The sequence below is a fragment of the Prosthecobacter debontii genome (assembly GCF_900167535.1).
GTDB classification, from domain to species: domain Bacteria; phylum Verrucomicrobiota; class Verrucomicrobiia; order Verrucomicrobiales; family Verrucomicrobiaceae; genus Prosthecobacter; species Prosthecobacter debontii.
The window spans coordinates 1-24,286 of the sequence record NZ_FUYE01000014.1 but is presented as its reverse complement, the minus strand read 5'-3'; the positions used below and the strand labels follow the sequence as shown (position 1 = coordinate 24,286).

Genomic DNA, 24,286 nt, shown 5'->3' with positions numbered 1-24,286 from the left:
AAACGCGAATATCAATGCAGGAAGTGACGATAGCCGGTGAAGACCATGGCCATCTTACGCTCATCCGCGGCGGCGATGACTTCTTCATCGCGGACGCTGCCGCCGGGTTGAATGGCGGCTGTGGCTCCAGCTTCGGCGCAGGCGATGAGGCCGTCGGCAAAGGGGAACATGGCGTCACTGGCGACGACGCTGCCTTCCAGAGACAGGCCGGCTTCTTTGGCCTTCCAGACGGCGATGCGGCAGGAATCCACACGGCTCATCTGGCCGGCACCGATGCCGAGGGTGCGGTCGTGGCTGGCGAAGACGATGGCGTTCGACTTCACATGCTTCACCACACGCCAAGCGAAGCGCATGGCTTCCAGCTCGTCACGGGTCGGTGGGCGCTGCGTCTTGACTTTGTTTTCCAGGTCTTCGAGACCGAGGGCGCGGGGATCGCTATCCATCACGAGGACACCGCCGGGGGCGCTGCGGATGATCGGGTCGCTGAAGGTCTTGGTCACCTCAGGCAGCATCTGGATGAGGCGCAGGTTTTTCTTCTTCTGCAACAGAGCGCGGGCATCGGCGTCGAAGTCAGGCGCGATGATGATGTCCGTGAAGATCTCGGAGATGATGCGGGCGAGGCCGACGGTCATGCTGCGGTTGATCACGATGACGCCGCCGAAGGGAGCCTGCTTATCGGTTTCGAAAGCCTTGGACCAGGCTTCGCGCAGATCCTCATCGGCACAGCCCACGCCACAGGGGTTGGTGTGCTTCAGGATGGCCACGGTGGGGCGGCGGAACTCATGGATGAGTGCGGCTGCGGAGTGGACGTCGAGGATGTTCGTGTAGCTTAGGTCCTTGCCGTGCAGCTTGACGAAGTAGTCGCTGAAGTTCCCATACAGAGCGGACTTCTGGTGCGGGTTATCCCCGTAGCGCAGCTCGCTGTGCAGAGGCAGGCTGAGAGAGAAGGTCTTCTGCGTGACGGCCTCTTTGTTCAGGAAGCTGGCGATGGCGGCATCGTAGCTGGAGGTGCGCTGGAAAACCTTGCAGGCCAGACGCTCGCGGGTCGCCAGGGTGGTATCGCCCTTGTTTTCTTTCAGCTCTTCCAGAACGACGGTGTAGTCGGCCGGGTCAGAGATCACGGTGACCCAACGATGGTTCTTTGCCGCGCTACGCAGCATGGAAGGGCCGCCGATATCAATGTTTTCGATGGCTTCTTCCAGGGTGACGTCCTTTTTCGCCACGGTCTGTTCGAAGGGGTAAAGATTGATCGCCACCAGATCGATGACGGGAATGTCATGCTTCTGGGCATTCTTTTTGTCTTCGTCATTGTCCCGGCGTTGCAGGAGGCCGCCGTGCACTTTCGGGTGCAGGGTCTTCACACGACCGTCAAACATTTCGGGAAAACCGGTGTGCTCAGAGACATCGATTACCTTCAGACCGGCTTCTTTCAGATGCTTCGCCGTGCCACCTGTGGAAAGGAGTTCGACGCCGAGTTCAGCCAGGCCTTTGGCAAAGTCGAGCAGGCCGGTTTTGTCGGAGACGGAGAGCAGGGCGCGAGCGATAGGCATGTGGGCGAGAGAGGGGATGGTTGTAGGCAGCGCAGTAAACGGGGAAAGCGGGCGGGGGCAATGACGAATATTGACCCACTTTCTGGCAGCCGGAAACGGGTTCTGGCCTAGATGGGGGACCGTGTAGGACGTTTGACCCACCGCTCGACCTTGAGGCTGGTTTTTAGAATGAGAGCCACGCTAGCGCATTGGACCGTGGATCGGCTTACTCTATTCCACACTCACCGTCACCCGCTGGGTTGGTTGAGCGGTCAGCTCGAGGACGGAGAGGGAGTCCACATCGTCGGTGGGCTTGTGGCTCGGGTTGAGTCCATAGCTGCGGTAGCCTTCCGGGCCGTTCAGGGTGAGGCGGACGTCCAGGCCGAGTTGGCTGTTGCCATTGTCGAGCGCCCACTCGTGCAGGTAGAGGTAGGTGCGTGGCAGGGTAAAGGTCAGGCGGCGTTTCTCCCCGGTGGTGGTGAGGGTGGCTTTGAACTCTTTGGGATCGAAGTTGGCGGCGTAGCCATTGCCAAAGGCCCAGGGGGAGATGGAGTGGATCTTGCCTTCTCCGTCGGCGGATTTGCCGGTGACGAGCACGGTGGCGGTGCTGCCTTGTTCGAGGCGCTTGCCATAGCTACGAGCATCGAGATTGAGGCCCAACTGCCAAGCCGGGCTGGTGCCATCGGGGCTGTCCTGGAGAAGGTCGGCGGGGATGTCGAAGGTGAGCACGAGGTGGTTGACTCCGGCGCTGGCTTTCAGGAGGACGCCGGATTCACGGCTGGTCGGCCCGTCGAGCAGCAGGGGTCTTTCCTGACTGAGCCCCAGGTTTCGGGTGATGACGATGCTGCGGGTGAAGACCAGCGTTTCGCTGCCGATCTGGAGGGTGAGCTTGAGAGGACTTTCGGCGGAGGCTTGCTGGGCTGAGGGCAGGCGAAATTGGAGATTGAGTGGGGTGACGGCGTCCCGCTTGAGCTCAAAGTTACCTTCGAGCTTTTGGCCTTCAAACTCGGCCACCCAGGTGCCATTGACCGCATCCGTGCCGGGATTGACGACCTGACAGCCGACCAGGAAGCTGCCTTCCTGATTGAAGAGTGTCTCCATCCCCCAGACCACAGCGACGGGTTCTGGCCGGGCGCGCACGGTTTCGACTCGGGCCGTGGAGCCGCTGCAAATCAGCACGGGCAGGCGCAGCAGAGCTTCTTGGAGGGCAGAGGCCTGGCGTGAGCGAGGGGAGTAGGTGACCGTGACCGTCTGGGTAGTCCCGGCTTCCAGAGCCAGGCTGGAGCGTGCGGCGATGGGATTCCAGCCGCCTGCAATCAGAGGCAGCAGCGTGAGGTCCAAGGTGCTGGAGCCTTTGTTTTTGATCTGGTAGAGCAGCGTTAATTGGCCATCCGGTTGCTGTTTGACCCGGGCACCAGACAGTGACCACGGGGCCGCAGTGGAGCCATCCAGAAGGTCCTGATAAAGCAGGGCACCGAGCTGGCGGTGGAGGGTGGGGCGTGGGGTGTAGGTGCCGATGGCGTCTTGATAAAAGTATTCCCGGTAAGTGCTCTCGACGTGTTCAAAGACCTGACCTTCATTCAGGTTTTCGGGTTCCGGCATGGAGACGAGGCGGGAGAGGTCGCCCAGATCGGCATGCACCACGCCGAGTTCGCTGGCGGTTTCCGCCTGGATATCGGCCAGCGGGCGGTTTTGCCCGAGGATGCTTTCAGATTGATCCGAGACGGGTAGCCAGGGACTGCAGACGATGACTTCGGCCCCCATCTCGCGGGCTCCTGCTATGGCGGCTGTCAGTGCCCGTGAAAAGCTAACGGGGGACATGTCGGTGTCATTTTGACCGTAGCAGAGCAGCACCACATCCACGGGGGCTTGCCGGGCGGAGGATTCCAGTATCGCCGCTGCATCGAGGACACTGCCGTCCATGCGGGTCAAAATGCGCATGGCCAGCGTGGGCATTTCTTTGGCCAAGGCACCTGGATTCACCTTCACCCCGCCGGTGTAGAAAAACTGCTTGGCGAGTTGGGCCGCAAACATGCCGGGAAAGGTCTCCGTCGGCTGTCCCTCGTGGATGTCGAGGACACTGGCGTCTCCCAGCACCAGGAGATGGAAGGGCTCGCGCTGTGAGAGCTTCCGGTAAGCTTTCGGGAGGTATTTCTGAAAACGCTCCTGCCGGGGTGGACTGAGATCGAAATGGGTGCGGGGCTCGAGGGTGGGGAGGGGAAGCCGTTTTTCCAGGGCGTCCGCCTGGGCTTTTTTCTCCGAGAGATCAGGGGCGGCCTGGGCCTGGACCAAGCTGCATGTCAGGGCGAGCCACCCCACGGTTCCCAGGGCGCTGCTGATGGTTCGGTTGCCTGCGATCATAGACCGCTCAATTCACCCCATTGAGCGGCCTTTTCCAGTGCGAAGATATTCACAATGAGCGACTTTTTGCGTCGCCTTACTTTTTCGCCAGGGCTTCCAGGTAATCCAGCAAGCTGGCAAACTCCCGCACGCTGAAGGTCATCATCAGGCCGGGAGGCATCATGGACATGGGCAGCTTCTGGCGTTCCTTGATGTCGCTGGTCTTAAAGGTGAACTCCTGGGAGGCGATGTTGCGCAGCTTCACCTCCGTGGCGCCTTCCAGCGTAATGAACCCCATCTGCTGGGTGCCATCTTTGAGCGTGATCATCTCACTGGCAAAGCCCTGGGCGATGGTCTTGTTCGGGTCGAGGATGTTTTGGGCCAACTCAGCACGCTTGTAGGTCTGGGCAATGTTACCCAGGTAAGGACCTTTCTGGGCTTCGCTCTCCTTGGTGGTGTGGCAGGCCACACATGTGGCGCGGGTGAAGATTTGCTCGCCCAGGACGACGTCGCCCTTGGTTGTCATGACTGCCGCGATGGCTTCTTCGGGTTTCAGCGTGGCGATCTTCGGGGTCTTGTCCTCCACCTTGGTCAGCTTCATGGTCTTGGCCGCGCGTTCGGCGGTGGCTTTCACCTTCGGATCGGGATCATCCAGGGCCAAGAGAACCCGCGGAGCTGAGGTCGTGTGTTTGACTGCGGCAATGGCTTCGAGGATCTGAATGCGGCGCTTGGCATCCTGCCAGCCGTGATCCAGCGCCTTTTGGGAAAGCTCACGGCTTTCAGGGCTGCCCGTGGTGCGGCTGGCCAAATAGAGCAGGGCGGAATCGGCAAAGCGAGAGGTCGAGCCTTCCATCTTCTCGGCGATCTGTTCCACGAGTTGATGGTGGTTTTCCAGCTTCGGAGCCGCGAAGAAGGCGGTGGAGGCGGCTTCGTAATCTTTGAAGGCACCTTCCATCTTTTGCAGGGGTGTCAGGGCCTGGAGCGTGGCTCTAACTCCCTCAGCCCTGTCGGTCTTGGTCAGGGCGATGATGGCCTGGGATAGAGTGGCGGAGGAAGTAATGTGGGCACTCTTACCCGCTGTTCCTTCGGCCTCACCGGAATCCTTGCGGGCAGGAGTGCCCGCATCACTGACCACCTGCACCAGCAACGGCACGGCATCCGCAGGCACGTCTTCGGCCACGGCGAGCTGCGCCACGGCATCGGGGATGACCTTAGCATCTTGCTTGGCCAGGGTCAGGATGCGCTGAAGGGCGTCATCGGATTGAATGCGGTTGCGGTTCATCTCCTTCACCAGGAAGGCCGCTTCTTCAGGGGAGGCTTTGGCAAGCGCTTCCTTCAGAGCTGCAGCAATGCGTGGCGTCTCACTCCAGGGCTCAGGCTGATAATACGGACCGCGAGTATCTGGACGTGTGCCCCAGGAATCGCCTTTCCACTCACCTTCCGTGAAATGCAGCCGACAGAGAGCCGCGAGAATGCCTTGGCGGAGGGTGGCGTCGGTGGCTTTGTTGAGACGCTCGATGAGGCCAGTGACGACTTCGGGCTTGTGGATCATGGCAAGAGCCTTCAGAAGGCGGTGAACCCAAATGGTAGTATCGTTGCTCTTGCCTGAATCTGTGTTGTTATACAAAGCTCCCAAAAGATCAAGAGGCTGCTGATGTGTAGCGAGCGCTCGGATGGATGTGTGGGCGACCACGGCATCCTTGCTCCAAAGAGTTTCAAATACATAATCGGTGTTACGGCCCTCCGTTGATTGCTTGATGATATCAATTTCGTTGCGTTCAGATGTTCGATAGTCTTTGAACTGCCGTTCATAAACATGTGTTAATTCGCTCTTTCTCCGGAGCAGTTCACGCTGTGCTTCGGTTCTGCGACGATAGCTTTCAGGCTTTGTGAGATCGAGCATCATCACAAGGTCCTTCTCGCTAAGCTTCGCAAAATCCGGCATCGGCTCCGGCTTAAACCCCTTCGGTCTCACCTGCACGATGTAACCGACATCGGGCCCTTCCCAATTGAAGGTGGCGCCTTTCCAACTGGAGGCATAGACGCGGCTCATGCCGTCTACATCCGCATCGGTGGGGCGGGTCATTTTGATGAAAGCTTCCGGGGCTTTGACCTCTTCAAAAGTGGCTCCCTTCGGTTTAACCGAATGTTTGTAAATGGCGCCGGTGCCCCAGTCAGCGGTGAAGGGGGCGTTGTTCCAGGCTTCGCCGAAACCGGGTTCATCGATGTAAACGGCACCGCAACCGGAACCGCCGCCGTAGTCCGCTAGAGGCTGGATGCACTCGTCGTTGAAGTTCTTGTAAAGGCGTGGATAACCGTGGTCATCGAGGCCGGTGAAGTGGTGAAAACGCACGTTCCAGCCGCCGCCGTCATTGGTATTGTCTCGGGCAAAGATGTCCATGAGCGGGCTGATGGCCACCTCCAGGATGTTGCGGGTGCCGGTGGAGTAGATTTCCAAACCGGTGCCATCAGGCCGCACACGAATGACGCCGCCGCCACGATGCTGGAGCGTCCTTCCATCCGTGCCTTCGGCTTTCATGAAACCGAAGTCACCACCGGCGATGTAGAGCCAGCCATCCATGCCGAGGCTGAGACCATTGGTGGTGTGGTCGGCTGGGCGATCTGCATAGCTGAACGCGATGTTTTTGACCAGAATGTTTTCCTTTTCAGCCACGCCATCGCCATCCGCATCAATGAACTCACTCAGATGAGGAGGGTGCACGAGGTAGAGGCGATCATGATCCCACACGAGACCGCGTGGAGCATCCACTTCGCAGAAGACCTTGGTTTCATCGGCCCGGCCATCGCCATCCAGATCACGCATGCGGATCACGCGCCCCCGCTTGGGATTGCGTCCCAGGGAACCGTTGCCATCGCTGCTGACATACAGGGTGCCATCAGGAGCGGCAGCGACATAGACGGGGTAGTTGGCTGCGGCGCTGTTGGCAAAGAGGCTGACCTCAAAGCCTTCAGCCACCTTCACATCTTTCAGGATCGCCGCTTCTTCTTCGGGACTGAGTTTGACGATCTTGGGGGGCACATTGCCTTCGTTTTTGTAGGGATCGGACTCGGCTTTGACCACTTTATCGGCGGTGGCTTTTTGCTCGGCGCTCATCTTGGGTGCCAGTACCTTGATGCCGTCACCCTTCAGCTTCACCTCGCGGATGCTGGCCCAGCCACCGCTGTTTTTGCTGAGGATATCGATCTTGATGAACTTGATGTTATCCGCTTTGGCGAAGTCGTTGGTGTAAGGGGCACCCTTGGTGTTGCTGGAGGCATCCACCAGCACAGTCCAGGTTTTGCCATCGGCAGAGCCTGTGATCTTATAACGATACACACCATTGTTTTCCCAGGTGGTGCTGATGCCGGTCAGTGAGTGTGGCTTTTCCAGTTCCAATTGCAGCCACTGGGGATAGTCGGCATTGCTGGCGCACCAGCGGGTATTTTCATCACCATCCACTGCACGCCAGGCGAAGTTGTTTTTGTTCGACTCTTCCGTGCTGGCGGTCATCGTCACCAACGTGGCGTCCTTCGGAGCCGGTGGGGGAGTCGCTGCTGCTGGCTTGGGTTGAGGTTTGGGCGGCTCGGGATTGCCTTTGACAAAGGTGACCTTGTTTTGGCCCTGGAACGCCGTGAGGTAATCGGGGCTGAGTTTGCCGCAGGCCCAGAGCACGCCGCGTGTGAGCAGATCCAGGTAACGGGCATCGGCGACGGTGTCGTTGTTATGGCCGATGGTGGTGCTAAAGCTGCGAGCGCCTTGTTTTTCATTGGTCCAGGCGACGATGTATTCCACTTCCTTGGTGGTGCCGTCCTTCTGTTTCACCACCTGCTTGCCCATGGCCAGAGGGTGGGCATCGAAGAGATTGACGTTGTTATACAGCTCCTCCTTGATCGTGGTCCAGTCCGCCAGTGGTTGAGTGATGGGATGCTCTTTATCGACATAGGTGATGGCAATGGGCTCCTGCGGTCCGTGGGAGTTGGATTGCAGGCCCAGGTGCTTGAACCAGGAGTCATTGCCGGGGCGGAAGCTGTGCATGGCGCAGTGCAGATGCACGGCGGGGACGGTCTTATGGACATCCAGGAGGCGTTTGATGGCCCCCAGGTCCTTCATGCCGGCGGCACATTCATCGTGGATGATGATGTCGTAGCCCTTGGCCCAATCGGGATTGTCATACAGCGGTAGAGGTGGATTCGTGGATTTATCATCGGTCCACACCACATCCACCTGCACATTGGCGCGGGATTGGATGCCCTGGCTGAGAATCTCGTGCTGCTTGGCGTAGTCGTGACAGCAACCTCCAGCGACGAGGAGGGCTTTCAGGGGTTTGATCTCAGCATGAGCCAAAGCGGCTGAGAGGAAAAACGCGGTGAGAAGGGCAAAACGGACCATGGGTGGAATAAACGCGGCCCAGAGAATCGTGCGAAAATACTCTTTTCGAGCAGAAAAGTGCACATGAGGGAAAATGCACTTTAATATGCATATCAATGAGTATAAAAGCGTGCATGAGAACAACATTACTCCTGGATGAAGACCTCATCGCCAAAGCCGCAAGGCTGACCGGCATCACTGAAAAAACCAAACTTGTGCATATGGGACTCGAAGCATTGATCGCACGTGAAGCCTCCCGTCGTCTGGCGGCCTTGGGAGGCAGCATGCCAGACTTGAGTGTTCCTGACCGGGCTCGCCCCATTGAGGAGCCCTTGAACACCTCTCGGGTGCCGTTCAAAAAAGTCGCTGAAGACCCCAAGCCTTATGGTGCTCGCTGATACCAATGTGTGGGTGGATTTCCTGAAGGGGAAAAACAGCGACCAGCGCCTGGGACAGATGCTCTGGGCAGGGGAAATCGTGACCCATTGGATCGTCATTGGGGAGTTGGCTGTCGGTGGTCTCGCGAACCGCGGCCAGTTCCTCAGCGATCTGCGTGAATTGGAGCGAGTGGAGGCTGCGACGGAACGGGAATCGCTGGTTTTGATCGAAAACCGCAAGCTCTACGGTCGCGGGATTCGCTGGAATGATGTTCAGCTTTTGGCCAGTTGTCTGATCCACCACGTGCCGCTGTGGACGCATGACAGGCGTTTGCACGATGCGGCGATGGAACTCGGTTGTGCGTGGCAAGGCTGACTTTTTCCTTGGCGGATGGGAAGAGTCTCGGGATACATAGAGACGAATGACTCCCACGGCGGCAATTTTAGTTTCAGCACTCGGCGGCTACCTGAGCGGTTCGCTGCCTTTTGGTTATTGGGCAGGTAAGCTCAAGGGCATTGATATTCGCCAGCATGGCAGTGGTAACATCGGCGCCACGAATGTGATCCGTGTCCTGGGGAAGGGGATCGGCATTCCGGTTTTCATTCTGGATGCTTTGAAGGGTTGGCTTCCGGCCTGGCTGGCGGGCGTGTGGGTGGCTCAGCAGGGCGCAGCGCAAGAAATCATCTCTGCGGCCGCCGTGGTCGCCGGGTTAGCGGCTGTGCTGGGGCACATGTTCACGTTCTGGCTCAGCTTTAAAGGTGGGAAAGGCGTGGCGACGACGGCGGGTGTCTTGCTCGGTATCGCCCCCCTGGCCATGCTGGGTGGGTTGATCGTGTGGTTGCTGTTTTTCTTCACCACACGCTATGTCTCCCTGGCCTCCATGATGGCGGGTGTGGGAGTGGTGGCGACCATGGCCACGGTGATGGGGCGCAATGGTCAGTGGGATCTGGTCATGCTGGGCTTTGGTATCCTCATCATGGGGCTCGTGATCGTTCGCCATCGCTCAAACATCAGCCGCTTGCTGGCAGGGACAGAGTCCAAGGCGGGTCGCAAAAAGGCCTGATTGAACTATCTTTTTCGGCGTCTCGTTTTACCTCTCTTCGCATGTCCAAAGAACTCGCTACCGGGCTCCTGAAAAGCTATCTGCAACAGCGCCTGACAGCGGGGCAGACGCATGTGGGCCTGCGCCCTGGAGCTCTGGACATATTGCTGCCAGCGAAGGCTGCTGCACCCGCTCGCCTGGCTCGACCTGAGCCTCTGCGCCGTTCCGCAGAGACGGGGTTTTCACCATCGACTTCGGAAACGTCCGCCTCTTTTTCAGCTCTGAAGGCGCAGGCGATGGAGCCCGCCCCACAGAGCCGCATGCCCGCGCGTGAGACTGCTCCTGTGACCCGAATGGCCGCAGCTTCATCCGATGCCAGTGCATCATTGATCGAAGTGACCGGCAGCACGAAGGCGGAAAAACTGGCTGCTCTCGCTGCTCTGGCCGAACAATCCCCTGAAGCGCGTGCTCTAGGCACCCTGCGTCAGACGATGGTCTTTGCCGTCGGCAGTCCGGATGCTGAAATCATGTTCATTGGTGAAGCTCCGGGCGTGGAGGAGGAGCGTCAGCGGGAGCCCTTTGTGGGGCCCGCCGGGCAAAAGCTCACGGGCATCATCAAGGCGATGGGATTGGATCGCAGTGGCGTTTACATCAGCAACATCTGCAAATTCCGCCCCGCCATGGAAAACCAGGGCAACTCGAATCGTCCACCGACGGTGGCGGAGATGCGCGCCTGTCTGCCCTACATTTACACCGAGATCGCCATCATTCAGCCCAAGGTGCTGGTGGCGCTCGGAAAAACCGCCGCTGAGGGCCTGGGCATCAGTGGTCCGGTGACTCGGTTACGTGGCAAGTTTTACACCGTTCAGGATCTGCCGACGATGGTGACCTTCCACCCCAGCTACATTCTGCGTGAGGAAAAAATGGCGGATGGTGGAGTGGTGGCCAAGCGTCAGGTCTGGGAGGATATGCTCCAGGTCATGGAAAAAGTGGGCCTGCCGATCAGTGAGAAGCAGCGTAGTTATTTCAAACGCTAGGAAACCTCACGCGGAAAGGGAGCTATGAAACTCCGGCCACTCGGATTCATCATTACCAGCTTTGCACTCATGAGTTGGCTCAGTCCGCTCTCTGGAGCAGGGACGAAAGGGCAACCTGAGAAGGACTTTCGCGGGCAGGAGATGCAGGTGGCGGCTCTCCTCAGGGAGTATCCACGAGCCGTCTCTTTCACGCCTTTGGCGAGGGATAAAGAAGGTGAGATTCGTCGATTATTCATGGCCGTAAGCCCTTTGCTTGATCGCTTTAACTTGCCTCTTGACGGACTTTTTGAGGCGCTACAGGCGGACGCAAAAAAACGTTTGGATGCCAAAAAACTCACGACCATTGAACGCGCTCGATTAGCTTTTTTTGTTCATGATTATGCGTCGGCCTGTGCGCTGGCGCTCAAGGCAGGCGATACGGCGCATCAGTCCAAGCATCGGGTGGTATCAGAGGTGGTGGATGCGCTGGCTCTGGCAGCCTATTCCGCCCAAGAAATGCGTCGCTTTGAAGATGCCCGAAGATATCTGAAAGTCGCGGCGGGAGAAACTGATCCCAAGGTGGATTTGGAACTGTGGGCCGACATCCAGGCCTCAATGGCAAATCTCGCTTATCTTCAGAATGACTTTCAGTTTCAGTTGGCCGTTCTGCGAGAAATCCACCAGCAGTATAGTTTGGCTTTAGGTCCAAGCCACGGAAAAACGCTTCGCTATCAAAACGAGTTGGCCGCTGCACTTTATGATCAGAAGCAGGACGCGGCTGCTGAAAAGGAGTATCAAGAGATCCTGCAGCGTTTAGAAAAGCAGAAGAACGCACCGCCCGATGCGATTTTGGTGGTCCGCAAGAACCTAGCTAAAGTTCTGAAATCCTTGAAACGCGATGTCGATGCGGAAGTTCAGTGGCGTCAAGTGATTGCCCAGTTGAAAGACAGTTACGGAGGGCAGCATGAAAAAGTTATCGTGGCTCGCAACTCGTTGGCCTTCTGCCTTAACGATCAAGGCCGCTACGCTGATGCTGAGGCGGAGTTGGTGTCTGTGATGGATTTAGCCCGCAAGGCTTACGGGAACGATGCGCAGGCGACATTGACAGCGCGCCATAATTTGGGCGCTTTTTATTATGATCGAGGCCGCTACACAGAGGCGGCTACTCAGTACCAAATCCTTTATGAAAACGAGAAACGTGTCTATGGGCCAGATGATCCTAGCACCCTCACGAGCTACAGTTTCTTGGGAAGCTGCATGAATGACACCGGTAAGCATGCAAAAGCGGAAGAGATTTTCAAGCACGTCTTGGAAAGGCAATTAGCCACTCTACCTGTGGATGCTCTGGAGACCCAAGCGACACGAAACAATCTGGGTATTGCGTATCGTGAACAGGGAAAGCTGAAAGAGGCGGAGGAACAGTATCGCATTGCCTTGAGCGTGCGGGAGCGGGTGCTGGGGCCAGACCATGAAAGAACTTTGGCCGTTCGAAATAACCTCGCCGTTCTCTACAGCAGCCATCCAGAAATGTTGGGCGATGCAAGAAAACGTGAGATATCAGAACTCAAGGCCACTTTGGCCCAGCTTGAGGCGCAGTACGGGCGTGGACATGCCAATACCGTTCCCAGTCGCTCAAATTTGGCTTCGGTGCTGGAATCACTCGGGCAGCTTCCTGATGCGGAAAAGGAGTACCGCGACATTCATTCGATTCTTATTGGAGAACGCGGTCGGGAGCACCCTGAAACCGTGAAAGCGTTGATGAGTGTGGCCATCAATCTGATGCGACAGAAACGAATGAATGAGTCGGAGGCTCTTTTCCGAGAAGGCTACGGCATTCTTGAAAAAGTCTTGGAACCGGAGGACGACCAAATGATTGTGTTTCGACACAATTTCGTGATTTGCTTGGCGAATAATCAGAAAGTCATGGAGGCTGTTCAGCAGGCTGAACTCGTTTGCCAAGCCATCCGTAGCCGTCCCGGCAGTAATGCAGCGATGCTTGCGTCGATGGAAAATTTCATCGCACAGACCCGGTCAACCATGCGACCGGAGCAGAATGCCGTTGGGAGTATTCTGCAATCGCTGTCCAGTCAGGGGAATCTGCAGGTAGGCACGTCAATCCCAGTCAGCGGAAACACCTTGCCTTTTCAAAATCAGACTCCTCCTGAAGGCACGATTTCTAGACCACTTTCGGTCACACCGCCGACCACGAATGCGGTGGTGCCACTCCCCGCTTCACCTTGATGAGCTTGTCCCCCCGAAGTGCGGTTGTCCTGCCTTGACTCCTCGGGCTTCCAGTCCAACTCTCCCCGCTTTCCATGTCAGATACCCCAGCCGCTCCAGCCTCCCTTGATTTCATCCGCGAAATGATCGCTGCCGATGTGGCTGCGCAACGCAACGACGGCTGGGTGATCACCCGCTTCCCACCGGAGCCGAACGGTTACCTGCACATCGGTCATGCCAAGAGCATTTGTCTGAATTTTGGCCTGAGCGTGGAAAACGCGCCCAAGGCGAAGTGCCATCTCCGCTTTGACGATACCAACCCCACCAAAGAAGAGGTGGAGTATGTGGATAGCATCCAGGAGGACGTGAAGTGGTTGGGCTTTGACTGGGGCGACAATCTTTTTTACGCCAGTGATTACTTCGAGAAGCTCTATGGCTTTGCCGTGCAGTTGATCGAAAAAGGTCTCGCCTATGTGGATGATCAGAATGCCGAAGAGATGCGAGCCAATCGTGGCACACTGACCACTCCCGGCACGAACAGTCCGTATCGTGACCGCAGTGTGGCCGAGAACTTGGATCTGTTTGCGCGCATGCGTGCCGGTGAATTCAAAGAGGGCGAGAAGATCGTGCGGGCCAAGATCGATATGGCCTCGCCGAACATGAACATGCGTGACCCGGCGATCTACCGCATCATGCACGCGCATCATCACCGCACAGGAGACGCGTGGTGCATTTATCCGATGTATGACTTTGCGCATCCTCTGAGCGATGCGCTGGAGGGGATCACACACAGCCTTTGCACCCTGGAGTTTGAGCATCACCGCCCTCTCTATGAGTGGCTCATTAACAATGTGTCTGGCCTGCCGGGGCAACCTTATCAGCGCGAGTTTGCTCGCCTGAATCTGACCTACACCGTGATGAGCAAGCGCAAGCTGCTGCGTCTGGTGAAGGAAGGTTTTGTCAATGGCTGGGATGATCCACGCATGCCCACCATCAGCGGCATCCGCCGCCGTGGTTATACCCCGGCAGCCGTGCGGAGCTTCTGCAAAACGATTGGCCTCACCAAGTATCCATCTCTCACCGAACTGAACCTGCTGGAGCACAGCGTGCGTGAAGACCTGAACAAACATGCTCAGCGTGTGTATGCCGTGCTGCGCCCGATCAAGGTGGTCATCACCAACTATCCTGAAGGTCAAGTCGAGCATGTGGAGTTGGTGAACAACCCGGAGAACGAGGCTGACGGCACCCGTAAGGTCCCCCTGAGCCGTGAACTCTACATCGATGCGGATGACTTCATGGAGAACCCCATCCCTGGGTTCCATCGCTTGATTCCAGGGGGAGAGGTTCGTCTGAAGTATGCCTTCTGCATCATCTGCCAGGAAGTGATCAAGGATGAGACCGGGAACATCGTGGAACTGCGCTGCACGTATGATGATGCCACGCGTCATGGGGTGAAACCTGTGGGCCGTCCGAAGGTGAAAGGCACCATTCACTGGGTCAGTGCGGCTCAGGCTCTCGATGTGGAAGTGCGTCTTTACGATAAACTGTTCACCGTCGAGCAACCGGATGGTGAGGAGGGCGACTTTACACAGTTCTTGAATCCGCAATCTCTCGAGGTCGTGACGGCGAAGATCGAACCTTCCGTGGCTGAGGCCAAACCAGGCGCGCACTATCAGTTTGAACGCGTGGGTTACTTTTACAGCGACCCCAAAGACACGCAGCCAGGGAAGCCTGTGTTTAACCGCACCGTCGCTCTGAAAGATGGCTTTGTGAAGAAGTAGGAAGACGCGGAATTCGTGTTTTCAGTATCCGATCACTTGAAGTCCCGGAACGCGGGAAAACTCGTTCATGTCGTTGGTCACAACGCCATAGTCATGAACGAGCGCGGTGGCGGCAATCCACAAGTCATTCGTGCCAATCAAGTGACCTGTGCGCGCGAGTTCTCGATAGAGCTCACCGTATTGCCATGAGATTTACAGAGTCCATGGAAGAACGGGATAAGGCTGACATAGCCGCTCCCAATCACGTCGTGGCGAGGCGGACTGACCGCAGGCCAATTCACCCGCGACGGTAAAGGTGATGTAAAATAACTCATTGGGACGGGCGGCGAGGAAGGCATCCACACGCCCCGCGATACCTCGGCGAGCCTCTCGCTCCGCCGTGATGATGAAGTTGGTATCTAGGATCAGTCCCATGGATTGTCTGGAATGGGATCGTGTTCGGTGGCTGCTTCGACGGCCTTCAGGTATTTTTCGCTGACCTGAGCGCCTCCATTTCGGTACTGCTGTCTCAGGGCTTCCCCAGTCAGTGGAGCATCCGGCCAGATCGCCCTTTTCACCACTTCGGTAAAGGATTCGCCGCCCCGCTTGGCTTTCCGGAGTTTCTCATAGGCATCCAGTCCAAGCGTGATTGTCTTGGTGCTCATGCATGAAATTGACACGAAATGTGAAAAAGTCAATGTGGCCGATGGTGAGCGATGATGGCTTCATCACCGTGCCGCACCGGTGCCTTCCTTAACGGATGTATGCGTCAAGCGGGCTAAAACACTGCTGAGTTATGGCGACCATTTCTTGACTAGATCTCGCATCACTGGCCCTTTCACGGCCCTCATGTCATCTGCCCTGCCTATTTTTGAAATCCGCAATGCGGTGCTTTCATGCCTTCACGACCCGAAGGTGCCAAACATGCTGATCAAGGCACCGACAGGGTCGGGTAAATCCACTCAGGTGCCGCAATTTGTGTTGGATTCAGGCATTCTCAAAGAAGGGCAGAGGTGCATTGTCTTGCAGCCACGCCGCATTGCCGCTCGCATGCTGGCGCAACGGGTGGCTAAAGAACGCCAAGGCCGCTTGGGCGGCGAGGTGGGGTATCAGGTGCGCTTCGACAATGTAACCTCGCGCGAGACCCGGCTGGTCTATGTGACTGAAGGGGTGATGCTACGGCTGCTGATGGATGATCCAGAGCTGGCGAAAGTGGGCTGCATCGTGATCGATGAATTTCACGAGCGTCACCTGGATGGGGATTTGGTCCTGGCTTGGGCACGGGCTTTGCAGAAAGAGCGGCGGCCTGATCTCAAGATCATCGTCATGTCCGCGACGCTGACTCCCGGGCCGCTCACGCAGTTCATGGACCCGGTGGAGTTGCTCGAATCTCAAGGGCGCACCTACCCTGTCGAGGTGCGATATCAGGCACCGACGAGAAACATGCGCACGAATGAAGTGGAGCCTGTCTGGGATCAAGCTGCGCGCGCCTGTGAGACCCTAGCTCAGGAGTTAGGCACCAGTGGAGATATCCTGGTCTTCATGCCCGGGGCCTATGAAATCCGCAAGACCATGACGGCGCTGCAAGGCCGTAGCTTTGCCAAAGGACGACGCATCGTGGCTCTGCATGGCGAGCTTTCCCCTCAAGATCAAGATGCGGCGGTGACTCCCGGTGAGCAGCCCAAGATCATCGTCAGCACCAATGTGGCTGAAACATCGCTCACCATCGAAGGCGTGCGAGCGGTGGTGGATGCCGGACTGGCCCGTATCGCCAGCTATGATCCGCGTCGTGGCATCAATACTCTGACCGTGCAGAAAATCAGTCGTGCCAGTGCCGAGCAGCGGGCTGGACGTGCTGGACGCCTCGGACCAGGTATCGCCCTGCGCCTGTGGGCCGAGCGTGAGCATCTACATCGCGCTGAAAGTGAGTCGCCAGAGATTCAGCGGCTGGAGTTAGGCGAGGCCCTGCTGGCCCTTCATGTGGCCTCAGATAAGGCCAAGCTTGCGATCGAGTGGTTTGAGCCGCCTGCGGAAGCGGCGCTGAAGCGTGCCGAAACCATGCTGCATGATCTGGGGGCGATTGCGCATGGGCGTTTGACCCCGACGGGCCAAAAGATGGCCGCTTTCCCCACGCACCCTCGATTTGCCCGCATGCTGTTGGCAGCATCTGACAATGGGTGTGTGCGTGAGGCAGCGCTCTGTGCCGCCTTGGCCCAGGGACGAGACATCCTGCTGGTGGGGAAGAACCAAGCCTCGCACAAGAACGAAGACTTCTGGGAGCCGGGGGATCTCTCCGAATTCCAAGCCCTGCTCCGAGCTTTCATCCGCGCTGAAGCGATGAACTTCGACCCTCAGGCCTGTGCTCCTCTGAACGTGCATGCCATGGCCGCACGTGAGGCGGCACGGAGTTACGATCAGTTTTTGCGTTTGGCCCAGCGGGCCGGTTTGATCCTCAATGATGAAGTGGCCACGGCCGAGTCTTTGGCGAAGACGTTGTTAGCCGCTTTCAGTGATCATCTTGGGGTGGAGACCAGTTCGGGTAGCCGCATCTATCGCTTGGCGGGTGGTTACAGCGGAAATTTAGCCAAGGATGCGCACATCAAAGCTCCCCGTCTTCTGGTGGCGGCAGAGATCACGGAGGTGCAGGGAAAGGCCCTAACCGTGCAACTGAACCAAGTCACCAAAGTCGAGGAAGAATGGTTGCGAGAGCTGTTTCCTGATGACTTCACCAGCGGGCATCGTGCGCAGTATGATGCGGTCAATCGGCGAGTGATGAACTTGGAGGAAGTGCGCTTTCGCAGCCTCGTCCTGAGCAGTCGCGAAAAAGGCGAGCCGGATGAAAGCACGGCGGCGACCTTGCTCGCGGATGAAGTCATTGCGGGCCGACTGACACTCACACTCTGGAATGAGCGCGTGGAGCAGTGGATTACTCGCGTCAATTGCCTCGCCAAATGGATGCCGGATCTGGAAATTCCCGCCATCACGGAGGAAGATCGCCGCATCATCATCGAGCAGGTTTGTCACGGTGCGACGGCGTATCGTCAGCTCAAAGACAAGGACGTTTTCCCGGCTCTACACCAGTGGCTCAGCCATGCGCAGCGCGACCTTCTGGAGCGCTATGCCCCGGAGCGCCTGAACCTGAAGAACGGTAAAACGGCGAGGATCGTCTATGACGAGAAACAACCGCCCAGCGTTAGTGTGGTGCTCCAGCAGATGTATGATGTGAATGAAAATCCCAAGGTGGCCGGTGGGCGCATCACCGTGACGGTGCACCTGCTCTCGCCCGCGCAACGACCGATTCAGACCACGGGGGATATCGGACGCTTCTGGAAAGAAGGTTACCCAGCGGTGCGGGCCCAATTGCGCGGACGCTATCCAAAGCACGAATGGCGCTAACCCGTTTCAGGAAAGAGCCGTCACTCAGGGCTTCGTCAGGAGGACGTCGTAGCCGTAAATTTCTCGGAACAGATCGCTCTTGGAGTTGATGGCAATCTGCTCGACGGTCGTGTCATCCACGCCTGGGGCTAGGATATAAAGACGGCTGCCTTCGGGGCGCAGATGAATGCTCTTGATCCGCTGGGTATGCGTGCGGTCCAGGGCATCGGCGATGCGTAGGATGGCGGCCAGCTTGAAGACGATCATGCGCTCTTCACGGCTGAGATCGGAGAACGTCGGGTGATTCGGCTCCGGATTGTAGCGCCGATGATAGCGTGCCAGGAGCGCCACCATCTCGCGGTCGGAATTGCTGAGGCCGAAAATCTCCGTCTGCAACAGGATGTAGAGGCTGTGCTTGTGATGCTCACGCGGGCTGATGAACATGCCCACTTCGTGGAGCACGGCTGCGACGCGCAGGACTAATTCATATTTGGGTTCCAGTGCATGGAGGTGCTGGAGTTCCCGGAAAAGCTGCTGAGCAAAGGCGGCGACATGGTCTGCATGCTTGCGATCCGTCTTGTAGCGCACGCCGATCTCACACGCGGCCTGGACCACCTCTTCTTGGAAGTTAGCCGTGTGCGGGCTGGCGGTCATGAGATCCAGCATGAGTTCACGCTGGAAGTCACCTTCCGGGATCCACAGCGCCTCATCGCCAAAACGGCGTGCGAGCGCCAGATTGGTCTGGAGAGCAGGGACGATGCCTTCGCCACCGGTGTAGTGGACGTGCAGCTTCTTCACCAATTCATCGGGATTCAGTTCCGCCAGCTTTTCAGTGAATCGTTCCAGCTGCTCTTCGGTGATCCGAAAGGCACCTTGTTTAGCCGCCGTCACCTCGGCCGCCACGCTCTGAATCTCCGCACCGATGGCCACATGGTTATCGATCTTGTAGCCGGAGTAATCTTGCGCGAGGTGATCGACGACACCTCGAATGTGCTCCTCCAGATGGCTCAGATGTTGGGTGGCTTCACCGTCGATGCCTGCCACAGCTTCACGAGCGCGGAAGATGCCCAGGCGGTAGTTACTGTAGGCGGCCAGGCGTCCATCTTTGAAATACAGGGCGCGGGTATTCCCTGGACCGATGTGGGAGATGAAGGTGTGCCCCACCCGGAGTTCGGCATTCTTTTTGAGCATCCGCAGCCCGATCTGATAGACGAGGCGCGTCATATCGCCGTCATCGATCAAGCGAGCGGTGAGGCCCGTGCTGACCTGGAGGCGGTTGAGGAAAATCTCATGGTTGCCTGCTTCCGAGAGAATATTCGTGTTGTAGAGCCGAACATTCGCCAGCGGTAGGCCGTATTCTCGCACGGTCAGCAGGTAACCTCTCAGAATTCCCGCCGCTTGTTCCACCGTTGAGCGGGTGATGGTGCCGGTGCGGAAGATGTCTCGGGCGATTGGTAGCGGCTTATCCAGGTGCTCAAGAAGCGTAAAGTCACCGGATTCATTCCGGCTGCCAATGATCAAGGACAGCGAGGCTGCACCAACGTAGATGATGGCTTGTTCTGGGGACGGTGTCGCGGGTTGGTCGGACATTGAAAATGAAACGCGATGAGAACTGAAAAGGAGGCAGTTGTAGAAGGTTACGCCTCGGGCGGGTCAACGTATCAGCCATGCTGATCTCTCAACCAGGCGACGCTGCCTACGGCGACGGCGTTACCTCCAAGCTTGGCGAGCGTGTATTTGATGCCCGTGGCAAGTGAGGGCAGGGCAAAGCGGTTCACCTCTTCTTTCAGCCTGGTCAGATAAAGCTGAGGGATTTCTTCGACGAGCCCGCCACCCAGCGTGATCTGGTCTGGCGCTAAAAGATTGACCACTGAGGCGATTCCCATTCCTAGGTAGGTGATGCTGTTGCCAAAGATGGAAAGGGCGGCGGCTTCTTGGCGATTATAGGCGGCAGAGAGCGCCTTGCTGCGAATATCGCGAAGGTTGCCGCGGGTTTTTTTATCGAGATCCGGCAGCTGTCCGCGATAGCAAGCGATGCCAGCTTGCGAAGCAATCGCGAGACGGCTGGTGAGATCCTCAATCATCACGGCCCCTGGGATACTGCTGCCCAGATGGGTGCCAGGCACATAAATCATGCCAAGTTCCATGGCGGAGACGTTCCGCCCCATGATCAGCTTGCCATCATAGACAAAACCAGTGCCGACCCCCGTGCCGGGGAAGACGCCCAATAGCGAACGCGCTCCTTTCCCTGCGCCCTGTTTGTATTCGCCAAAGGTGCCTGCATCCACATCATTGAGCACAGCCACGGGCTTTTTGAAAGCGGTGGTCAAAATGCCCGTCAGCCCCATGTTTTTCCAACCGAGGTTGGGGGCGTTGATCAGGATGCCTTTTTGAGGATTCACCAATCCAGGGCAACCGATGCCAATGCCCTGAAGCCCAGCGGGATCGATGCCAGCCGAGGCGATGGCCTCATGAATCACGCTGACGATTTTTTTCCGACCTTTGATTTGGCCGTCGGAGCCACCAGTCGATTTACGCGCGGTGCCAAGAACTTGATAATTTTCGTCCAACACACAGGCCAGCATCTTGGTGCCACCCAGATCGAACCCCACCCAAAAAGGAATCTTCTTCAGACTGCTCACCGTGGCAGGTTTGACTTTCTTGCTGGACTTCTTCTCAGACTTCTTGGGGCGAGTTGATTTAGCAGCCATGGGGAAAAGGGGATAGCTCCGCTAATGAGCATGGGAACCCCCGTGGCGGCAAGTAACAATCCCACCCCATTGTGGCTTGGTTCAAGGCATCTTCACGCGTGCCAGTGCGGCGGCGAAGCGGTTATTGACTCCCAGCTTCTTGAAGACTCGGTCCAGATGGTTTTTAACCGTGTTCGGGCTGATCCCCAGCGCCGTGGCGATCTCATCGTTCGACATGCCCTTGGCGAGGCATTCCAGGACCTCTTCCTCACGCTTCGAGAGGGCTTCCCGCTGACCTGGGGTGGCCGTGGGGAGTACGCTGGGCTGAACAAACACCAAGCGTTGTCCTTTACCTGCCAGGGGCATCACCCAGGCTACGAGGCTTGTGTCTCCAAGTTTGAAGTCTGTGGCCGCTGGGGCCTGAGGGGGCTCCGAAAGGGTGGACTGAATCAAAGACACCATCGGTTCCGGCAGGAGCTCGCCACGCTTGAGAGAGACACCGGCGATTTTAGCCATGGTCTCAAAAGCCTGCGCCGTGGCCCCTAACAAACGATGAGATGAATTGGTGACGAGCATCGCTCCGCCCAGAGCCTTCTCGACGGCGGTGATCATGTCCAAAATCTGCCGGGTGGGACGCTGCAAGGCCTCCTCCGCAATTTCATTGAGGGCGAGGTCGATCCCGAAACTGCCTGCCAGTTTGTTTTCCGAAATGATCGGGGACGAAGTGCCAACGAGCAGACGCCATCCGTCCGAAAAAGCTTGTGCACGCAGGGAGACCTTCGCTTTGGAAGACATCAGTTCCCCGACGGATTGTCCACTTGGGGAAATGGGAGGCAGGGGACACTCGTCCTCGATGAAATCCAGATCGTCATCCAGACGATTGTTGCGGCGGATGTAGCGGGATGACACTCCTTTGTTAGGTAGGGTTGTTTCTGCAGAGTTTTTTATCTCGGTTTCCCAACATACCCAAGAAGCGAAGCAAATGCTGTTAGTCACTAGCACTTGTCTTAGAATTTCTATATGGACATTCTTGTCGGACAGTCCAAGCGAAGTGATCCCTCCCAGAATTTGGGAGAGTTTATCAACTAGTGTGGTTAGCCAATTCACGCTAAGCTTTTTCAAAAGCATTCTCCACGCCATAAGAGGTAAGCATGTAACAAGGTATGAAGCAAAAGGGGGGTAAGTAGGATGACTTTGCTCGGATCATCCGCTTTTCATACCTATAATAGTCCTTTCATACCACAGTCGTCAACTGGCCATGTGCTGGCATGTGCGGTGCTGATTTGTGTGCACCGCTGACCGCCCAGCGGGGATTCGTTTTGAGAGACCGGATTCCCCACCGGACGGATTAGCGGGTCAACACTAACAACAACACCATACGATGAAATTGACACTCCCTTATCAAGGCCTTCTGCGTGCATCCCGGCTCGCAGTGCTTTCTGCTGCCGCTCTGCTGGCCGCAGGACAACTCCAGGCAGGTGAGCCATCCGCTAAAGCTCCTGCTCCCGTCATTGAACCTGAAGCTCCCTTCGTTACCGGCACTCTGTCGCTGATGGTGGACACTCACTTCGTGTCCTACGGTCAAGACGTCTGGGCTGCTGGCCAATCCTGGCAGGATCCCCTTTTCCACCCCTCCCTTGAACTGAACTTCAATCTGGGAAGCGGTTTCTCCTTCATTCTCGGCACCTGGTGGGATGTGAACGACAATGCTGCCTCCAGCATTGGTGATCGCATTCAGGAAGTGGACGTCTGGGCTGGCTTCGGTTATGCCGTCGGCGACTGGAAGTTCACCCTTCTGTATCAGGCTTGGATGTATGGTAGCAGCACCGAAGAGATCGTGGACTTCAAAGTTGCTTACAGCAGCTTCCTGAACCCATACATCCTTCTTCATGGTCGCACAGACCGTGGTGCTGCCACCACCTTCGGTGAAGGTCTGGTCGTTCAGGCAGGTATCGCTCCAGGAGCTTCCCTGGGCCCTGTTTCCCTGTCCTTCCCGATCGCTCTGTCCTATGACACCTATGATTTCCACGGCGGCCAGGCTGGTTTCGGCTTCGCTTCCGCTGGTGTCTCGGCTTCCATCCCTCTTACCAAGAGCATCACCGCCAACATCGGCGCCACCTACTACTACACCAATGACAACGTCATCGTCACCAACCCTGACGAAGGCTTTGTGATGGGTAGCGCAGGTATCACGGTGACCTTCTAATTCCTTTGTTAACAGGCGGGAGGCTGGACTTCCCGCCTGTTTTCAAGATCGATCTTATCTCTCAGACTTTTCCAAACTTCTAGTTATCTCATGAAAAGAAATACCTTTCTTTCCCTTCTTCTGCCGTCGCTGGCTCTGGCCAGTTCTATTCCTTCCACGCTGCGAGCGGAGGAAACCGTGAAGGTGGGCGTGCTGCACTCGCTGAGCGGCACGATGGCCATCTCGGAGACGTCGCTGCGCGACATTTTGCTTTTTACCTTTGATGAGATCAACGCCAAGGGCGGAGTGCTGGGCAAGAAGATCGAGCCCGTCGTTGTGGATGGTGCGTCCAACTGGCCGCTGTTCGCTGAAAAAGCCAAGCAGCTCTTGGAGCAGGACAAAGTGGCCGTGACGTTCGGCTGCTGGACCTCGGTGAGCCGCAAGTCGGTGTTGCCAGTGTTTGAAAGCAACAAAGGTCTGCTGTTCTACCCGGTGCAGTATGAGGGTGAAGAAATGTCGCCTAACATCATGTATACCGCTGAAGCGGTGAACCAGCAGGCCACCCCAGCCGTGGACTACATGCTGGAGAAGGGCTTCAAAAAGTTCTACCTGCTGGGCAGCGACTACGTCTATCCTCAGACCACGAACCTGGTGTTGCTGGAATACCTTTTGAGCAAAGGTGTGCCGCTTGAAAACATCGGTGGTGGCTTCAAGAAAGATGAGTCCGGAAAGATCATCTCCGCCGGTAAATACACCCCATTCGGTCACACGGACTACCAACAGATCGTGTCCGAGATCAAGCAGTATGCTGCCGGTGGTGACACCTGCGTGATCAGCACGCTGAATGGCGACACCAACGTGCCGTTCTTCAAGGAGTATGCCGCAGCAGGTCTGACCGCTGAAACTTGCCCAGTGGTGAGCTTCTCGATCTCGGAAGATGAGTTCCGTGGTCTGCCTGCCAAGCAGTTGGTGGGTCAGTTGGGTTGCTGGACCTACTTCCAGTCGATCAAGTCCCCAGCCAATGAGAAGTTCATCTCGGACTTCCAAGCCTGGTTGGCCAAGAGTGATGTGCCAGGGATCGTGAAAGAAGGTCGCGTGACCTGCTCACCGATGGTGCTGAGCTATGATGGTGTGTATCTGTGGAAAGCCGCCGTGGAGAAAGCAGGCAGCTTCGAAGTGGACAAAGTGATCGCGGAACTGGAGAAGGGGATCAGCTTTGATGGTCCTGGCGGAACAGTGACGAGCCAGAAGAACCACCACGTGACGAAGAACGTGTATATCGGCGAAACGAAAGCGGATGGACAGTTCAAGATCCTGAAGTCCTACGACAACGTCTATGGCGAACCCTTCCTCAAAGGCACCTTCAAGCCTAAGGAGTAAGG

The 24,286-nt window shown here is 57.1% G+C and carries 18 protein-coding genes; 9 read left to right on the top strand and 9 right to left on the bottom strand.

What is annotated here, in order from left to right; all coding sequences use genetic code 11:
• Positions 1-11 precede the first annotated feature (11 nt).
• The 3 genes from purH to B5D61_RS26835 form a co-directional block, all read right to left on the bottom strand.
• Positions 12-1,550 (bottom strand): bifunctional phosphoribosylaminoimidazolecarboxamide formyltransferase/IMP cyclohydrolase, encoded by a 1,539-nt coding sequence (purH, locus tag B5D61_RS18120; RefSeq protein WP_078814845.1) that lies wholly within the window; start codon positions 1,548-1,550, stop codon positions 12-14.
• Between the two features lie 210 nt (positions 1,551-1,760).
• Positions 1,761-3,890 (bottom strand): SGNH/GDSL hydrolase family protein, encoded by a 2,130-nt coding sequence (locus B5D61_RS18115; protein ID WP_078814844.1) that lies wholly within the window; start codon positions 3,888-3,890, stop codon positions 1,761-1,763.
• 76 nt (positions 3,891-3,966) lie between these two features.
• On the bottom strand, positions 3,967-8,259 hold the full coding sequence (locus B5D61_RS26835; RefSeq protein ID WP_245846561.1) for a DUF7133 domain-containing protein: 4,293 nt from the start codon (positions 8,257-8,259) through the stop codon (positions 3,967-3,969).
• A gap of 113 nt (positions 8,260-8,372) precedes the next feature.
• On the opposite strand from B5D61_RS26835, the gene B5D61_RS18105 reads away from it, so the two are divergent.
• From B5D61_RS18105 to B5D61_RS18080, 6 genes are all read left to right on the top strand, one after another.
• Entirely contained in the window at positions 8,373-8,636 is a 264-nt protein-coding gene (locus B5D61_RS18105) for a type II toxin-antitoxin system VapB family antitoxin (protein WP_078814843.1), read from the top strand.
• Positions 8,623-8,991: a type II toxin-antitoxin system VapC family toxin gene (locus B5D61_RS18100; RefSeq protein WP_078814842.1), complete on the top strand. Its 369-nt coding sequence runs from the start codon at positions 8,623-8,625 to the stop codon at positions 8,989-8,991. Before B5D61_RS18105 ends, B5D61_RS18100 begins: the two co-directional genes overlap by 14 nt.
• 46 nt (positions 8,992-9,037) lie before the next feature.
• Entirely contained in the window at positions 9,038-9,679 is a 642-nt protein-coding gene (gene plsY / locus B5D61_RS18095; RefSeq protein WP_078814841.1) for a glycerol-3-phosphate 1-O-acyltransferase PlsY, read from the top strand.
• 41 nt (positions 9,680-9,720) lie between these two features.
• Positions 9,721-10,695, top strand: coding sequence for a uracil-DNA glycosylase (locus B5D61_RS18090; RefSeq protein ID WP_139373348.1), 975 nt, complete (start codon positions 9,721-9,723; stop codon positions 10,693-10,695).
• A gap of 69 nt (positions 10,696-10,764) precedes the next feature.
• A complete protein-coding gene (locus tag B5D61_RS18085) occupies positions 10,765-12,915 on the top strand; it encodes a tetratricopeptide repeat protein (RefSeq protein ID WP_176159515.1) in 2,151 nt (716 codons plus the stop codon).
• 74 nt (positions 12,916-12,989) lie between these two features.
• The gene (locus tag B5D61_RS18080) at positions 12,990-14,675 is read left to right on the top strand and encodes a glutamine--tRNA ligase/YqeY domain fusion protein (protein ID WP_078814839.1); all 1,686 of its coding nucleotides are present in this window, start codon (positions 12,990-12,992) and stop codon (positions 14,673-14,675) included.
• Between the two features lie 21 nt (positions 14,676-14,696).
• On the opposite strand, the gene B5D61_RS27225 is transcribed toward B5D61_RS18080, so the two are convergent.
• Genes B5D61_RS27225 through B5D61_RS18070 form a run of 3 tightly spaced genes read right to left on the bottom strand, consistent with a single transcriptional unit; the run spans position 14,697 to position 15,319 of the window.
• A complete protein-coding gene (locus B5D61_RS27225) occupies positions 14,697-14,867 on the bottom strand; it encodes a type II toxin-antitoxin system VapC family toxin (protein WP_425440074.1) in 171 nt (56 codons plus the stop codon).
• Positions 14,868-15,089 carry a PIN domain-containing protein gene (locus B5D61_RS18075; protein ID WP_078814838.1) on the bottom strand — a complete coding sequence of 74 codons (222 nt, stop codon included), beginning with the start codon at positions 15,087-15,089 and terminating at the stop codon, positions 14,868-14,870.
• Entirely contained in the window at positions 15,080-15,319 is a 240-nt protein-coding gene (locus B5D61_RS18070; protein WP_078814837.1) for an antitoxin VapB family protein, read from the bottom strand. The genes B5D61_RS18075 and B5D61_RS18070 overlap by 10 nt, the downstream gene beginning before the upstream one ends.
• Positions 15,320-15,503: 184 nt before the next feature.
• Between B5D61_RS18070 and hrpB the strand changes: the two genes are divergently transcribed.
• Positions 15,504-18,050: an ATP-dependent helicase HrpB gene (gene hrpB / locus B5D61_RS18065; protein ID WP_078814836.1), complete on the top strand. Its 2,547-nt coding sequence runs from the start codon at positions 15,504-15,506 to the stop codon at positions 18,048-18,050.
• A gap of 24 nt (positions 18,051-18,074) precedes the next feature.
• Here hrpB and B5D61_RS18060 read toward each other — a convergent pair whose 3' ends face one another.
• The 3 genes from B5D61_RS18060 to B5D61_RS18050 form a co-directional block, all read right to left on the bottom strand.
• Positions 18,075-19,619 carry a Ppx/GppA phosphatase family protein gene (locus tag B5D61_RS18060; RefSeq protein WP_078814835.1) on the bottom strand — a complete coding sequence of 515 codons (1,545 nt, stop codon included), beginning with the start codon at positions 19,617-19,619 and terminating at the stop codon, positions 18,075-18,077.
• 71 nt (positions 19,620-19,690) lie between these two features.
• Complete coding sequence (locus B5D61_RS18055) at positions 19,691-20,740, bottom strand: ROK family protein (RefSeq protein WP_078814834.1); 1,050 nt, start codon at positions 20,738-20,740, stop codon at positions 19,691-19,693.
• An 81-nt stretch (positions 20,741-20,821) separates the two neighbouring features.
• Positions 20,822-21,628 (bottom strand): helix-turn-helix transcriptional regulator, encoded by an 807-nt coding sequence (locus B5D61_RS18050; RefSeq protein WP_176159514.1) that lies wholly within the window; start codon positions 21,626-21,628, stop codon positions 20,822-20,824.
• A gap of 472 nt (positions 21,629-22,100) precedes the next feature.
• Here B5D61_RS18050 and B5D61_RS18045 point away from each other — a divergent pair, with 472 nt between their 5' ends.
• Positions 22,101-22,925 carry a hypothetical protein gene (locus tag B5D61_RS18045; protein ID WP_078814832.1) on the top strand — a complete coding sequence of 275 codons (825 nt, stop codon included), beginning with the start codon at positions 22,101-22,103 and terminating at the stop codon, positions 22,923-22,925.
• Between the two features lie 90 nt (positions 22,926-23,015).
• The gene (gene urtA / locus B5D61_RS18040) at positions 23,016-24,284 is read left to right on the top strand and encodes an urea ABC transporter substrate-binding protein (protein ID WP_078814831.1); all 1,269 of its coding nucleotides are present in this window, start codon (positions 23,016-23,018) and stop codon (positions 24,282-24,284) included.
• Positions 24,285-24,286 lie beyond the last annotated feature (2 nt).